This is a genomic window from Mesorhizobium sp. M0047, assembly GCF_040323315.1.
GTDB lineage: Bacteria > Pseudomonadota > Alphaproteobacteria > Rhizobiales > Rhizobiaceae > Mesorhizobium.
Genome location: NZ_JAMYUW010000005.1, coordinates 218352 through 234223 on the forward strand (window position 1 = coordinate 218352; position 15872 = coordinate 234223).

8 protein-coding genes are annotated in these 15872 nt (G+C 62.2%); 2 read left to right on the forward strand and 6 right to left on the reverse strand.

What is annotated here, in order from left to right; translation table 11 throughout:
• Positions 1-65: 65 nt before the first annotated feature.
• The 6 genes from NKJ89_RS07080 to NKJ89_RS07105 all read right to left on the reverse strand — a co-directional run bounded on the left by NKJ89_RS07080 (position 66) and on the right by NKJ89_RS07105 (position 4885).
• A complete protein-coding gene (locus NKJ89_RS07080) occupies positions 66-605 on the reverse strand; it encodes a pilus assembly protein N-terminal domain-containing protein (protein ID WP_352601089.1) in 540 nt (179 codons plus the stop codon).
• 48 nt (positions 606-653) lie between these two features.
• Entirely contained in the window at positions 654-2816 is a 2163-nt protein-coding gene (gene sctV / locus NKJ89_RS07085; RefSeq protein ID WP_023758749.1) for a type III secretion system export apparatus subunit SctV, read from the reverse strand.
• On the reverse strand, positions 2813-3124 hold the full coding sequence (locus NKJ89_RS07090; protein ID WP_352601092.1) for a tetratricopeptide repeat protein: 312 nt from the start codon (positions 3122-3124) through the stop codon (positions 2813-2815). Before NKJ89_RS07090 ends, sctV begins: the two co-directional genes overlap by 4 nt.
• 17 nt (positions 3125-3141) lie before the next feature.
• Positions 3142-3582 (reverse strand): hypothetical protein, encoded by a 441-nt coding sequence (locus tag NKJ89_RS07095; RefSeq protein ID WP_031260040.1) that lies wholly within the window; start codon positions 3580-3582, stop codon positions 3142-3144.
• Complete coding sequence (locus NKJ89_RS07100; protein WP_352601094.1) at positions 3579-4583, reverse strand: SctD/MshK family protein; 1005 nt, start codon at positions 4581-4583, stop codon at positions 3579-3581. Before NKJ89_RS07100 ends, NKJ89_RS07095 begins: the two co-directional genes overlap by 4 nt.
• A gap of 116 nt (positions 4584-4699) precedes the next feature.
• Positions 4700-4885, reverse strand: a complete 186-nt coding sequence (locus NKJ89_RS07105; RefSeq protein ID WP_023758745.1) for a hypothetical protein — start codon at positions 4883-4885, stop codon at positions 4700-4702.
• 210 nt (positions 4886-5095) lie between these two features.
• Between NKJ89_RS07105 and NKJ89_RS07110 the strand changes: the two genes are divergently transcribed.
• Positions 5096-5956: a MurR/RpiR family transcriptional regulator gene (locus NKJ89_RS07110; protein ID WP_352601096.1), complete on the forward strand. Its 861-nt coding sequence runs from the start codon at positions 5096-5098 to the stop codon at positions 5954-5956.
• Between the two features lie 75 nt (positions 5957-6031).
• Positions 6032-15868: a LysM peptidoglycan-binding domain-containing protein gene (locus tag NKJ89_RS07115; protein ID WP_352601098.1), complete on the forward strand. Its 9837-nt coding sequence runs from the start codon at positions 6032-6034 to the stop codon at positions 15866-15868.
• Positions 15869-15872 lie beyond the last annotated feature (4 nt).

The window sequence follows — 15872 nt, forward strand, 5'->3', positions numbered from 1 at the left end:
AAGGTGGGGCGGGCTTGAATACGGAGAGGTGGATATGCGGTTGCATGCCGTATTCTTGCCCGTCGTCATCGCGCTGGCGCCGGCGAGAATGTCCGGGCGACATTGTCGAGATCCCCTGCCTCGTCGACGCCGCGTGCCTCGCCCATCGCAACAATGCGGGTTCCGAAAATATGGAGATTTGTCGCCGAGTTCGGCTGCATTGCATGCTTCGCTTCATTGGCGGGCGTGACATCGGGCGTGACGCGGGATTGGGCCGTTGCCTCGATCTGCTCATCGGTGGCGATCGCGATGAGGTTGGTCAGGCCGGGTTTGAGGCCGAACACATAGACCATGCTCGGCGACACGACTTGAAGGTCTGCAATCGTGGTGTCGGCGATGAGGACGGATTCGACCGGTTCGTAGATCCGCAGCAAGCGTCCTTGCCCGACCGGCAGGTCGAGCGCTGGCTTGCTCGACAAGGGCGAAACCTTCTGCGCCGACGCGTCGGCAAATGTGAACAAGACTGCCAGCAGGAAGCCAAACGTCGCGATAGCGAGCCGGCGCAAATCCGTCCGCCTGGCGACAGCGGCTGATCGAACGCCTGCTGCGCTATCGTGGATTGTCATGCCGTTCCTCTCCTGATTCCCCAAATGTCCCCGTCCGTCCGGCTGGCGTCATGAGGTTGCCTCTTGCCCGGCCTTCGGCTGAGCCGATGGCAACGACTGGGAGACGCTGCGCGCGCCGGCTTTGCCCGAGCGGCCCGAGATCGTGGCCAGCGGCTGGACGTTGAATTCTTGCGCGAGTTCCTGGAAGGACAGAACCGGAAGCTCGATGGCATTGTGCATGAGCAGGCTACGCATATGACGCCGCACATCCATCGCGGCGAGGACCACCGGCGAGACATCGGTGGAGTTCTGCGCCAGCGCCCGCTCGATTTCGGTGACCAGGGCCTGCGCATCATCGTCGGAAAGATTCAGGAATGTCCCGGTCGAAGTGCTTTGCACTGCGTTTCGCAGGATATCCTCGGCCGACCGCTGCAGGACATAGGCGGCGATGATGTTGGTGCGGCCGGCGGAGCGGAAGCTGATCTGGCGTTTCAGGGATGTGCGAACATATTCCGTCAGCAGGACGACGTCCTGCTCGCGCTGGCCCCATTCGATCAGGGCTTCGAGGATCAGGCGCAGATTGCGGATCGGCACGTTTTCACCGACGAGCCGGCGAAGCACTTCCGCGATCTTCTGCAGTGGCACGATCTCCTGTGCCTGCCTGACCAGGTCTGCATAATCCGGCTCCATGTCCGACAGAAGCCTGCGTGTTTCCTGAATCCCGACGAAATGGCCGGCATAAAGCCGAAGCGAATTTCCGGTCCATCTGGCCGCTGTTTCGGCCGGTGTGGAGAAGGCGAAGCCGGCTTCCTTCAGCACCGATATGTCGCTGTCATCGACCCACACGAATTTGCGCTGACCGGCAACCGAAGGACCTTTTTCGTAGGTCACTTCGAGCAGATCGAGATGCGTTGCGTCCGCTTCGACAAGAACGCGGTCGGCTGGAATTTCGGCATCCAGGATGGGTGCTCCTTCCAGATCGATGCGGATGCTTCGTGGTGAAAGCATCTCGTCGACCTGCGTGCCGATAGCCGGAACGTCGATACCGAGATCGCCAAAGAGTTCGCGGCGCACGCCGTCGGCGAGCGCGGCGAATTCGGGCTCGGGAATCGAGCGTCCGAGTTCTGTTCCGAGGCGTACCACGACGCGATAGGAAGGAGGCAGTATTCCGGTGGGGATTGCTGAAAGCGAGGCGGAATTCCCCGACCGTTCGGGCAGCTGGCCGATGTCCTTGGGCTCGGATTCCTGGGCTGTGCGCCGATTGACTGCATAGGCGCCCGCTCCGAAGCAGGCACCAAGCATCAGGAACACGATAAAGGGGAAGCCCGGCACCATGGCAAGGCCGACCATGATCACCGCGGCCAGCGCGAGCGCTCGGGAATCCCGCAGGAGCTGGCTGGTTATTTGCTGGCCAAGATCGCCAGTTCCGTCGGCGCTGCCGACGCGCGTCACCATCGTACCGGCGGCCACGGCGACGAGCAGTGCCGGTATCTGCGCCACCAGCCCGTCACCCACGGTGAGCAGCGAGTAGGTGGCAGCCGCGTCCCCCAGGGACATATCGTGCTGCAGCGTTCCGACGGCGAACCCACCGACAAGGTTGACCAGAATGATCACGATCCCGGCGATGACGTCGCCCTTGACGAATTTCATGGCGCCGTCCATCGCGCCGAACAGCTGGCTCTCGCGCTCCAACTGCTGGCGCAGACGGCGTGCCTCCGCCTGGTCAATGTCGCCGTTGCGCAACTCGGCATCGATACTCATCTGCTTGCCCGGCAGCGCATCGAGCGTGAAGCGCGCGGCCACCTCGGCGACGCGTTCGGCACCCCGTGCAACCACGATGAACTGCGCGACGGTGATGATCAGGAAGATGACCAAGCCCACCGCAATACTGCCGCCGACGACGAAGGTACCGAAAGCGGTAATGATATCCCCGGCGTCGGCCTGGAGCAGGATCAGTCGCGTGGTCGTGATCGTGATGGCCAGCCGGAACAAGGTGGCGATGAGGATGACCGACGGCAGCGACGAGAACTGGAGCGGATGAGAAACGTAAAACGAAGCCAGCAAGATAAGCACGCTAATGGCGATATTGGCGGTGATGAGAATGTCGACGAGGAATGTCGGCAACGGGATAAGCATCATCACCACTGCGACGAGCAGCAGGACGGCAATGACCAGGTCGCTGCGGCGTGAAAGCCTGGCCAGGAATCGCAGAAGTCGCTCCGATATGGTCATTTAACACCTCGGTGCGACAGGAAGCTCAGCAAGGCACTGCGCGCCTCGGTCTTGCGCCCGGCCACGAGCAAGGCGCGGCTCTTCAGCAATGCAAGCGCCGGGTGGTCCATTCCGTCCAAGGTCTCCAGCCTGGCGATCGTGGCAAGCGCCTTTTCCGCCTCGCCATCGAGTATGAGCAGGTGCGCCAATGTCCGCAGCACGCCGGCATTTCCCGGCGAGAGCTGTGCAGCGATAAGCAGGTACGCCGCGCCCCGCTTTGCCTGCCCGTGACACCCATAGAGATAGCCCAGGACATGCAGCAGGTGCACGGTGTCATGCGGGTCGGTCAGATTTCGATTCCTTCCTGCATGCGACCAAGCAGATCGCGATGACGCTCGATTTCATCCTCCATCAGCGTTCTGGCGAGTGTCTTGAGTTGCTCGCCGCCCTCAAGGTCAGGGACCAGGTGCGTTACAAAATGCTGGAGAATTGGCACGGAGCGCCGCAGGATGGCTGGCTCGGGAATATTGGGCATGACGAAGTTGACGAGTATCTCATCGAGCGATTCCCCGGCGGCACCCTGAGAGCGCTGGAATTCCGCAGTTTCTGACATTTCCGTGCCAGCGGCTGACTTCGTTCCCTGGGCACGGTTTGTGGCTTTGTCGGCACCATTCATCCGTCGCCGGTGGATGGATTGCCCGCGTACGCTTTCGGCCTGCCGGACCTCGCGGCCGGGTGTGTCAACCCTTGCCGTGTCGAACCGCGGCCCTTCAAGCCGGCGGTTCACGGATATTTCAGCGCGACCGTGGCGCCGCCCTTGGTCAGGAGAAGTTCCGTCTCGCCGATGTGCTTTATGGTCCAGCCGTCATTCGTGAATGCGCCTTCGTGATAGCGTGCGCCGTCGGCGGTAATGACGTATGGCCGCTCGCCATACCAGATTGCCTGCAGCGTCAGGCGCGGAGCCTGCTCCGCGTTGCCGATCATGACGTTGGAGACGAGGGCAATATGCGCGCCAAACGCCTGGTCGAACCAGGATTGCGTTTCCGTCCAGACACCACTTTTGTCATTGGGGATCATCCCCGAGACCACGAGGCGTCCCGATGATCGCTGAACGGTCAATGTACTTATGCCGGATTGCTCGAGATGCTGCTTGAGCTGGCTTTCCGCGTCGGCGGCACTTTGGATTTGCGCCGGCGATGAATCGTCCAGGACTTCTTGCCCTGCGTCACCCGCAAAGGCCATCCTGACCGGTTCGCCGTCTTGTGAGGCCAGCTTCTGGCCAATATCGGGCTTGGCGAAGGAGAACCCGTTCGCCGCGACGGAAACAGCGAATACAGCGAGCAGAACGCTGCCTGCAACCAGGAGAGGGCGATTGGAAACAGCCCACCGATTCGATGGGCGTTCGGAGTTGACCAACTGGATGCCGGCGTCACCGACGCTTAGAGTGAACGGCAGCCTGCAGCGGCTGCCATGTCCCTCGTGGATGGTCTCGCCTGTGGCCAGTGCGACATCGCCGCCAACGGCTTCGATTTCAAACTGGCTGCCCTGGCGCCGCAGCCTTGCATGGATCGGCGCGATGCCGGCATCCCTGAGGACGATGTCCGACTCCGTGCTGGAACCGATCGTAAAGACTGGGTCGACCAGACTGATTTCGGCCCCGGCGTGAAATCCGTGGGTTACGCTGAGCGCGACGGAATGTCCGGCTGCCGGGGAGGGAGCGACAATCGAGCGGAACCGGCGCGCCGCCGGCGCCGGATCCAGATATCTGCCGATAGGGCTAGCGGTCATGCCACTTCATCTCCCGCCGATGACGATTTCAAATGCAGCCAGACGACGGCGTTGAAAGGCCGTGCAGTACGCCGCCGATTGCTTGCGGCGGCGTATGGGTTCGAGAATCCGCTGGCTCAGGCCTTTTCAGCCGATTGGCCGAGCGTCTTCGCGGTGCTCATCAGCATGTCATGTTGGGATTTCGCGATCTCTTTCGTGATCTCCAGCCCAAACATGCGCTCCTGTTGCTTGATCATCTTGTCCAGGTTCTGTTCCGGCGACCCGGTAGAGCCGGAGGTAATGGGAGGGGTAGCAGCCATCATTGTCTCCTTGAGGGACTATTCAAGTTACAAACTCCGGATTCACACGCTGCGATCCGGCAGGTTGCCAACGCACTCTAAGGCAGCATGGTCGAAATTGAAAGTCCATTTGGAATATATGAGCCACTCAAGTTCCAAGTGTTGCATTGCCAACGTGTGAGGAGTAATCTGCCAGGCGGGTGAATGGGGTATTTCAGGATGGAAAAAGGTCCTTTGGCCGAGTTGTTGGTCGAACGGTTTGAGAATATGCCGCCTCAACTGCGGGTCGCCGCGCGTTTCGTGCTGGATCATCCCAAGGATGTCGCACTGATGTCGATGCGCGAGCAGGCGAACCAGGCCGGTGTTTCGCACAGCACGATGATGCGGCTGGCGCGATGGCTTGGGCTTGAAGGCTACGAGGATATGCGCAGCCTTTATGCGCGCGCTCTGCGTGAGACGATCGCCGGGGAGCCGGCGCGACAGGGTATCGAACAGCGTGGCGATCCGGGATATTCGACGGCCGGCGTCGTTGCCGACACGCTTGCGGCCCAGATTTCAAGTCTTGGTGAATACGGCAATGCCATGCAGTTCATTGCCGCCGCCGATCTGCTTGCAAGATCGCGCGATCTTTTCGGTCTCGGCTCACGCTCCGCCTACCCGGTCGCAAGCCACTTCGTTCACGTCATGTCGTTTCTGGCTGGCGGTGGCCGCAAGGTGACGCTTGTCGGCGAGATGGCCGGACAAGGCCTGAATGCCCTGCAGCACGCGGGACGTGGCGACGTGCTGCTGGCTGTGGGCATGGCGCCTTATGAACGCACGACCATCGACGTGGCGCGCCAGGCGGCTCGGCAGGGCGTCGGCGTGGTGGCAATCACTGACAGCAGCGTGTCTCCGCTGACGCGGATCGCGCGGGAGACAATCATCGTCACGTCGAATTCGCAGTCGTTCTTCCGAAGCATGGCGCCAGCGTTTGCCGCCGTCGAACTTCTGGCGGCACTGACGGCAGCGCGGTCCGAAACGGATGCCGCAGAACGGGTAAAACAGTCGGAAGAGCAGCTTGCCGCTTTCGGCATTTATTGGAAGCCCCCTCGATAACATCCGAAAGGGTGCGATCGGGCGGGCGTGCCGGCGGCCAGGCTGCCGGCAACAGTGATTCCGGAGGTCGTCCAGATGGTTCGCCTGGTAACGCTCAACAAGCCGCCCGTCCAGCCGCAAAAGGTCAATGCCACGGCAAACGCCGAGCAGATAGCGCGGCTGGAGGCGCAGGCGGCGAAACTCCGGGAGCAGATCAGGCTCGCCAACCGGATGGGTGAGCGCGACTGGGCGGCGCAGGCCCGCCAGGAACTGGCGCAGGTGAACACGCAACTGAGTTCCCTTCAGCCGCCGCCGGCTGCGGCTCCGGCAGCGCCGGCGTTGAACGCCAGCACCGGCATATCCGGCAACGGCACGACGGTGACGCCGGCGCTCTATGTGCGGACTGATCTCGCGGCACCCACGCTGATGCCGGTGAAACTTGACGCAAGCAAGCCCGACGACAACGCCGCGGAAGCGACGACTGCCCGCAACATCGTCAACGACGTCACCGGTGGCAAAAGCATCGACCAGATTGCGTCTGCCCGCGGCATGACGCGCGACCAGGTCATCGCCGCGCTCAGGTCTGGCGGGATGACCGTGTCGACCGCCGACCCCAGCGGCAATGGTGACGTGCAGACAACGAAAATCACGGATGCCAGCGGCCGCACCGTCACGCAATATTACGACTATCAACACGACAGCTACTATACGAGCGTCGAGCAACCCAACGGCACCGCGACCACCACACCGATCCGGGATGGGCTCGGGCGCAAGGAAACCAGCAACTACAATCCCGATACCGGCGCCATCACGACGCGTTACGAAGACGATCTCGGCAAGGGCACCGTCACCGAGCGAACGTCGCTGCCCAACGGTGCTTCGGTGGAAACGGTGACGCCAGGCGCCGGTCCGTCCCTTCCCGTGACCACCGTCACCGGTCCTGACGGCCACAAAACCATATTGGCGGCCGCGCAGGATCCGGGTGGGAAAAGCACGCAGAACATCAAGCAAGGTCTGGCCGACGGGAAAAGCATCGAGCAGATCGCGCAGGACAACGGCCTCACCAGCGAGCATGTGATGGCCGAACTGCAGGCCGCCGGCTATCAGGTCAAGACGCAGGCAGCGGCAAGCGGCAATGGCGACGTGCAGTCGGTGGAGCTCGTTGACCCGCACACCGGCGACAAGACCGTCTACTCGCACGACTATCAGCACGACGAACGCTCCGTCGTGACCACGGCCGACGGCAAGGAAACCTCGCAATCCGTCGATGGCAACGGCAAGACCCGCAACAGTGTGCACAACACCAAAACGGGCGAGACCACGACCACGATCGTCGATCCGAAAACGGGGACCGAAACCAAGATCGTCACCGACAAGGACGGCCGGGTGACGACGACCATCACCGAGAAGATCAATGGCGGCAAGCCCGTCGAGCACGAGGTCAAGCCCGGCGACAATTTGACCCTTATCGCGCAGCAATATGGCGTATCGCTGGATGATCTCAGACGGACGAATCCTGAGCTTTTCGATTCGTCCCGAGATCCGGACATCATCAAGCCCGGAGAAAAGGTCACCATCGAAAACGGGACGCGCACTACCGTGGAGGTCACCTTCAACGGCTATACGCTGACCACTAAGCCCGATGGCAGCATGACGCTGCACAACAACACCACCGGCACCGACCTGAAGATCGAGGCAGGAAGCACGCAGGCCGCTTTGGCCAGGACGCTATTGGCGGTGAACCCCAACAGCAGCAATTTCGAGGAGGCAAGGGAAGGCCAGGTCGTGAAGACCTTTGTCGAAGGGCTGTTGGCCGGTGAGACCTTGCCCAGCCTCATCGACGCCGCGGAGAAGGCCGGACAGGACAAACAGGCCTTGATCGACAAATACGGTTTGGGCACGGCCGCCAAGCCCAAGCTGGATGGGCAAAACAGGGTTGTCGATCCGTTCGGCGATCCGCCACAGGGCAACGCACCTTCCGGCGGGAAGTGGACGCCGATGAAGATCGACGGCGTCTGGACCTGGGTCGATCCCCAGGTCGCCCAGGCCATCATTTCCGAGAACATCGCCCTGTCGCGCATCACCGAGACGCGAGCTCTGGCCGGCCAGCAGCAGGAGCAGTTCAACGTCGATATGCTCGATCCCGCCTACAAAGATGCCGTTGATGGCGCGCAGACCATCATAAACAGGGCACTGGCGCCTAACGGTCTGCAATGGACCGCGCAGAAACCGAAGGGCACGCTCGCCGATGCGCGGGAGCGGCTGACCAAGGCCAACACCTTGCTACAGAACGCACGCGATGCCCGTGGCGAATATGAGAATGCCGCACGCGTCCTCAAGGATGCCATTGCCGGGCAGAGCAAGCTGACGCCGCTGGGTGATCCCGATGCAACAGCTGTCGGCCCTGTCAACGGCCCGAACCGGTATACCGAACATGCTCAGGGTGTCGCCGAGCACGCGGCCGTCGACAAGCTGTTTTCCGAGGTCGGCCTGCATCTGAGCAAGGGCGACAAGCTCACCATCGATTTCCTGGTGGGCAAGGCCGAACTGGACGGCGTCCCCACGGACTCGAAGGAATACAAGGACCTCAAGGCGCTGCAGACGACAGCAGGCAGTCAGCTCGAACTGGCGCAGGCCTACCAGAACTACTTCGACGCTCATACCACTGCCGCACAGGTCGGCGCGCAGCAGACGGATCTCGAGCAAAAGCTGCTTGGCCAGTATCTTGGCGAACAGGAGTTCGACCCCAACGAGGAATACAACCGGTATAGCGGCGACTACCTCGGACACTACAAGACATCGACGCTCGAGGTCCGCGACGGCCAGCTCTGGGTCGTCAATCATTTCGACAAGGGAACGACGGAGCAGCAGCTCACCTACAGTCTGAACGACAAGAATATCTCGGACGAATATCGGGACCGCCAGCTCAACAAGGACTGGCAACAGCTTCTGAGCGGTTCGACGGAGAAGATGTGCACCGCCAACGGCCTGGAAACCGCGAAGGCCGGCGAGGCGCAAGCGGCAAAGAATCTGAACGATGTCCTAGACAAGCAGCTCGGCAACAGCATCACCGACCTGAAAACGAAGCTGACGAGCCTGCAGACCAACTTCAACAATGCGCTGACGCAACACGGGCCTGGAGCGGTCGATGCGCCCCAAGGGACGCTGCCCGATGGCGTGCAGCCGGTCGAAATCGAGGTCGCAGGACAGACGATCAAGGTGGCGCCGGAGGTTGCCCAGAAATACAACCAGACAGGGATCGATGCGCTGACCCAGGGCGGCAAGGCAATCTGGATCGACCTGGACACACAGGATAACGATCATGGTGGCCGCTGGGTCGACCCCGAACTGGCGGTCTCCAAGCTCAAGCTTGATGCGACAAGAGCTCAGATAGCACAGGCCGAGGATCTGCGCCGAGTGGTGCAAGGGTTCAGCGATTACCATGAGCTTCGGCTCAGCGATCCCTCGCTCTTGGCCGACCGCAACAGCATGGTGGACAAGACCTATCTGGACGAACATCAGCAGCAGACGCTCGACGGCACCTATCAGCCGAAGTTCCAGCAACTGCTCGACAGCGGCTACGACAACGAGTTCCGGGGACAACCTGGTCCGACCCTCGATGACACGGTCGCCAGAACGTTCGGCCTGAATTCTTCGACCGATGATGGCCGCGAGGCGATCGAGAATGTGACGCATGAGATCCGCGATATTGGCGGCGACGATCCGTATGTGCGCAGCGTGCCGATCTTCTATGTCGACGACGAGGTCGGGACGCAGCAGGTCACGCTCTTTGCCGTGCGCGACGGAGACGGCAGCACTCGCTATGTCGACGTGACAGGCAAGAAGTTCGACGACCTCGGCGACTTCCAGGACAACAACACCCAGTTTGGTGAGAGCGGCAAGCTCGTCGTTCCCAAAGGACTGGAGATGAAGGCGGGAGACGACGGGAAGATCGCGCTTGAAGTGGTGAAGGCGCGCAACGTCTCGGTCTGGGACAAGGTCGTCGATCCGCTGGTTGGCATCGGGACCGGCATCGCCACCATCCTGTCGTTCACGCCGGCCGCGCCGATCGCGGCCCCGCTGGCCTATACGGGTGCTGCCTATCTCGGAACCCGAGCGGTCATAAACCAGGTCAACCATCTGGAACATGGCGGCGAGTGGGACGATAGAGAGTCACTGATGAACATCGCCAGCGCGGCGACCACGGTTCTGCCCATGGCATCCAGCGGCCTGCGCACCATTGGCTTGGCGGGAAAGGAAATGACCGCGCTTCAGGCCTTCCGTGGCAGCATAGGTGCGACACGATCCGGCTCTTCCCTGGCGCTCGAAACCCGCGGTTACATGCAATCGACCGCCGGCCTGAACAAGGCGGCGTGGGGAATGGATGTCGGCTCGGTGATTGTCGGCGCACCCTTGCTGGCGACCTCTGCCTATGATCTTGCCGTCAACGGAGATCAGATGAATGGTCTCCAGCTTGCCAATGCGCTTACCGGTCTTGGCACCGGCATCACCGGCACCGGCCTCGGCATCCACGGCCTGCGTACGTTGCGGCCGGGAACGGGCACGCAGGCGAGCTCCAACGGTCCGGACGCCAGTCCGCCACCGGGCAGCGACGGACCGCACCAGCAGCCGCCTGGCGGCAACGGACCGCGGCAATTGCCGCCGGCGCCGGAGCCCAATTCCTCGGGGCGCCCAATGAATGTCTATGAGATCGGTGCCGATGGCGTTTACAGGCCGACCGGGAAGCAGGTTTTCCACGACCCCAGCCATCCGGTGATACCTGGAGAAGTGATCAAGGCCGATGACGGCAGCGGCGATGGTTCGACAATGCAGCCGGGCCACGATCCTCAGGGGTCGACCCCGCCCGGTACTGCCCATCCCGCCGATGGCGATCCCATCATCGTACCGGGCAAGCCGACAGGACAAGACGGAACGGTGCGCCTCGTCTGGGACCCGGAGACACGCAGCTTTGCCGGCACGCCCGGACACGACACGAGCGGGTATGTCTACACCAGCGGCAAGGATCCGAGGACGCCCTCGGCCTATCTCGACGGCTTGGCCGTCGAACAGCTTGTGGCCCGCTACGAGCAGGAGAAGGGCTATTATTCCAGCCGCGAGATGGCCGAGCGCTATGGGCCGGACGGCGTTCAGATTCCGCGCACGCTGCTTCGTGACATACTGCCGGACTTCCGCGTCGGTGTCACCTTCCGGGTCCGGTTGAACACCGGCGATGCATTCGGGATCGGCTCGCCGACAATCGCGGCCATTGGCTTCGGTGTCGGAACCAAGACCGATGTCGGCATGATCGGGTGGTCGATCGTCGACAGCGTCAGCCAACGCAGCCTGACGCCGTTCAAGGACGCACTCGGCACCCAGGGCGTCGTATCCTACCGGGCACGCGAATACAGGAACATCACAGGCCTCCAGGCCGGTGTCTGGCCGGTGTCCAATCAGACGGCCTTCCCGGTTCGCAGCAGCGATCTGTCGGCGGCGGCGAGCAAGGCGATATTCAGCGATGCGACCGGCTATGACGCCAAGCCGCTGGACGCTGCCATCGTTGGGATGACACCCGATGGCGAAGGCACCGTGATCGAGATGGCCTACACGCCTTTGCTCAAGGGCGAGGAGGTCACGCTGGCACCTGGCCAGCATGACTTCTTTGGCGTGCCGGCGGAAAACAGATCCGGCCACGTCCAGCTGCAAGGCGCGCTTCCGTTCGACCGTGTCATGACCGAGACCAAAGCCGGTATACGCCTGCCGATCATGGCCAATCATGTCGCGGCGGTGAACCAGATGCCGCGCGTCGGCTTGGAGAAGCGCCCGGAACTGTCGGTGAAGGACACGCTCCAGCCGGGCGACATCGTGTCGACGCAGGCATACGACCAGATCCAGTCCGCTCTCGGCTCGACAAGCCTGAAAATCCAGTTCGCGGTCAAGGACCCGGCGAAGGCGTCCGAACTCATCGCAGCCATCGGCCAGGGCGATGGCATCCGCTCGATCCGTGACCTCGTCAACGCCGGCCAGATCGATCCGTCGAACACGGTTTCTCTGGTCGATGAGCCGACGCTGAGCGGATTGCGTCTCTCGGCAGTACCGGGCAAGGCGCCGACGGCAGACATCGTTTTGCTGACCGGCGAGAAGGCTCGAATTGTAAATCCCGAGGCCATGCTGGTCGACGTCATCTTCAACGATCACAACAGGCTGCCTGGCGTACTGGGTTTCAATCCCGACCGGATGGTCACGTCCGCGACCTACAAGGTGAAATCGACGCTACAATCATGGCTTCCAGCGCGCTTCCAACCCGACGAATCACCGCAGTCCCGCTACATGCCCAGCGCCGGCAACATCTATAAAAACCTCTACGGTTCGCACGGCACCCCGGCCACGCGCTACACGCTTTCACTCTCGACGCATCCTCTGCCTGCAGGTGGGTTGACTTTCAGCGCCGAGGTGAGAATCCAGTACAAGTCCAGAGCGGCCAGCATCGCGCCGTCGATCGCCAAGAACGAAACCGCGACACTGACCTTCGATCGCGCCGACGGGCAAAATGAGGAATTGACGATCCCCGCCTGGCTCGCCCACGCCGTGGAAACCTCGCGCGACGGGGCGGCGACAGGCATCCCGAAGGGCGGCAAGGCCTCCCTGGAGCAGTTCCTCGGCGAACTGGAAAAGAATGCAAGACCCGACCAGCGCGCGGCGATCGAGCAGTTCCGGACGGAATTCGGCCCATCGATCGTCGATGGCGGCTTCATGCGCCAGAACGTTGCCGACGGCGTGCTGACCTTCCTCTCCTCGCAGGTGGGCAGCCGCCGAAACGGCCCGATCCAGATAAGGGACGAGCACGGTCAATCCGTGACCGCCACCCGTTATGGACCGCTGCCAAAGAGCGCAGAGAATGTCTATGTGCCGCCCGCCGACGGACCGCCAGCGCGCGGCGACGAACCGGAGCTGATGCACAAGTCGCATATTCTGTTCCGCGATCCCGAGACCGGAGAGGCATACGTCCTGCCATGGATGCGCGGCGCCTCCGAGGACCATGTGCCGGGCACTCAGGGGCGGCCGGAGGGCGAAAGCGTGCCGCCGGCGGCGAACCCTGCCAGGAAGGCAATCGAGGCGGCGCCTCCCACGACCTATTCGCTGCAACAGGTCCGCAACATGCGCCAGCCTGAGAAATGGCAGGCCGGCGAGATCTATACGCGCGAACTCAATGGGTCGCCTGGAGAAGCGCATTTCCCGGTCGATGCCAACCTGGGTGGGTCCCACCCCGTCTCAGGCGTGGGTGGGCGATATGTGGATTCGCCCGTCTTCAAGAGCGACGACGTGATCGAGGCGATCGAGGTCAAGACCTATCATCGCTGGACGACGATCAACGGCGTCGCGCAGATGCGCGAAGTGCCGCTCACGCCGAAACTGCAGGAGCAGATCAACAAGGATGTGGCACTGCGGAACGAGAACCCGGGCTATCAACCGCGCTGGGTTTTCCTCGATGCGCCGCCTTCCGCGGACTTGCAGCGGGCGCTCGACGATGCGGGAATTGTCGGCAACATCTTCGGACACAACAGACCCGCCACGGCTGCGCCGCAGCTACAATCGGCAACGGCCGGAACCGGTCCGGGCCGAACCCTGCAGCTCAAGGACGAGAGCGGCAAGGTGATCACCGCGACAATGTTGGGCACCGAGCCGAGGGGCTCGGAACAGGTCTATGTGCCGCCTTCCGACGGGCCTCGTGCGCCGGCCGATGCACCGGAGCTGGCGGACAAGACGCACATACTGGTGTACGACCCCGACACCGGCGAAGCCGTCGTGCTGCCGTGGATACGCGGTGCTTCCGGCGGCCACGCGCTCACCCGAGATGGCGTCAGGGCGACTTCGCTTGACCAGGTGCCGGATCTCAACATGGCCGATTTCGAGCCAAACCAGATCCCCTGGCTCAGGCGTGAGCAGGTGGCCGAACTGACGGAACAGCAGTTCCGCGACATGGATCAGGCCGGCTTGCTGCCCTCTCTGACCAGGAGCCAAATGCGGGGTATCGCGAAGGCAAAGATAGGCCAGGTCAACATCGCGGGCCTCGACGGGAAACAGATTCCTTGGCTGACCGAGGGCCACATCCGGAATATGACCGGCCAGCAGTTCCGGGATCTCGGCAAAGCCGGTTTGACGCCTCACCTGACGAAATCACAATTGCAGGCGATCAAAGGAGACAAGGTCGAGTTTGTCGACGTGTCGAAGTTGGAAGCGCGCCAGGTTCCGTGGTTCAAGCCCGGCCAGGTCGCGAAGTTCACGTCACAGCAATTCAAGGATCTGAGCGAGGCCGGATTGCTGAAGAACCTCACCGAGCGCCAGGTTGCGGCGATCCCCGAAACCATGGTCGGTTCCGTGGACGTGGCGAAGCTCGATCCCAAGCAGGTGCCGTGGCTGACCGAGAAGCAGATCCCGGCGTTGACCCGCGATCAATGGGGCGCCTTCACGATCCACCACACCGAAGCGCTGACCCAGCCGCAAATCGAAGCGGTGACACCAAAACAGTTCGAGGAAATGAGCCCCGGCCAGTTCCGCAAGTTCACGCTTGAGCAGTTCGAGTGGATGAGCGGGGATCACACGAACGGCCTCTCCGTGCTGCAACTGACGACCTATCGGGCAACCCATAAAAAGGCGATGACGCCGGATCAAGCGACCCGCGTCGATCTGGCGCTGAGCCATGCCAGGATGAGGGAAAACGCTCAGGCGCTCGCTACCTTTGGTGGCATGTCGACCACCTCCTACACGCTGTGGACTTCGTTGCCGCCAACTTGGACCGCCACCGCGAGTGGAGTGGCATTTGGCGTGCGAGGCTTCGTTTTCGGGGCGCAGGCGCTCTTCCCCAACGCAACCGCGGCTCACAAGCCGTTCGGGCGATTCCTCAACGCGCTCGGCGGAGCCACATTCATTGCCGCAGCACCAGGTGCCGCGACCGGGATGATCCAGGGTAAGGATCTTGTCGTCAACAGCACGTTTACGCTCGGCAACGTCGTCTATGGCACAAAGTCGATGCTGCAGTCGTTCACCGGCAGACCGGTGATCCGAAACCTGGCCGAACATCTGGCTGGACCAGGCTATGTGCTTGGCTGCGCCGTCTATACGCTGCATTCCTGGCCGGCGCCGATCGCAACAGTCGCCGGCACCATGTTCACGTTCGGCTGCGCGGAATTCTGGGCGTCGGCCATAAGGACGGACCGAATGAATAGCCGTTCGGTACCGCGAACCGATGCCGATATCGCGGCGGCGGAAAAGTCCGACAAGAGATGGACCGCATGGGATCGGTGGACCCTGGGCATCACCTTCGGCGTTGGAATGCTTCTCTTCTCGCTGGACTCCCTGCTCGCGGAGCCTTGGAAGGGCGCGAAGACGGCCCCTCCACCCGACCCGAAAAAACCGGCTGGCGATGCCTCGTCCCAGCGATCCGATGATCCTTCGGACGTTCCAGGTGGGGAACAAACCCCGCCAGAGACCTTTCCGCAACTTGTCGTCCAAGCGGATGACGGCCTGAATTTGCGGACCCAGCCCGACGGGCATTCGGCAGTGGCGACGGTTCTGCAACCCGGCACATTCGTCGAACAGACCGCGAAACCTTCGACCGATCCTTCGGGAGAAGCCTGGATACCCGTCGCAGGTTTCGGACCGGACGGCGAAATGCATAGCGGCTGGGTCTCCGGCGACTATGTCGATGTTCACCCCAAGGGCAGCAGCAATTCCGAGGGCCGCACGAATCCAACGCTGGAGAAGAATGGCTATCAGTGGGTCGACGTCAAGAACGGCGACTCTATCCGCCTGATCGCCAGGACCCATTCAGCGGATGTGGCGGCCACGGTGGTGCTCAACATGGATCATATCGTGAGTCCGGACATGATTTTCTCCGGCGACCGCATCTACCTGCCGGTCACGTCGGTCGGCTGAAGAA

What these genes read in the sequence shown, in the direction of transcription:
- NKJ89_RS07080 (WP_352601089.1), bottom strand. Translation starts at nt 605, where the DNA reads ATGACAATCCACGATAGCGCAGCAGGCGTTCGATCAGCCGCTGTCGCC.
- sctV (WP_023758749.1), bottom strand. Translation starts at nt 2,816, where the DNA reads ATGACCATATCGGAGCGACTTCTGCGATTCCTGGCCAGGCTTTCACGC.
- NKJ89_RS07100 (WP_352601094.1), bottom strand. Translation starts at nt 4,583, where the DNA reads ATGACCGCTAGCCCTATCGGCAGATATCTGGATCCGGCGCCGGCGGCG.
- NKJ89_RS07105 (WP_023758745.1), bottom strand. Translation starts at nt 4,885, where the DNA reads ATGATGGCTGCTACCCCTCCCATTACCTCCGGCTCTACCGGGTCGCCG.
- NKJ89_RS07115 (WP_352601098.1), top strand. Translation starts at nt 6,032, where the DNA reads ATGGTTCGCCTGGTAACGCTCAACAAGCCGCCCGTCCAGCCGCAAAAG.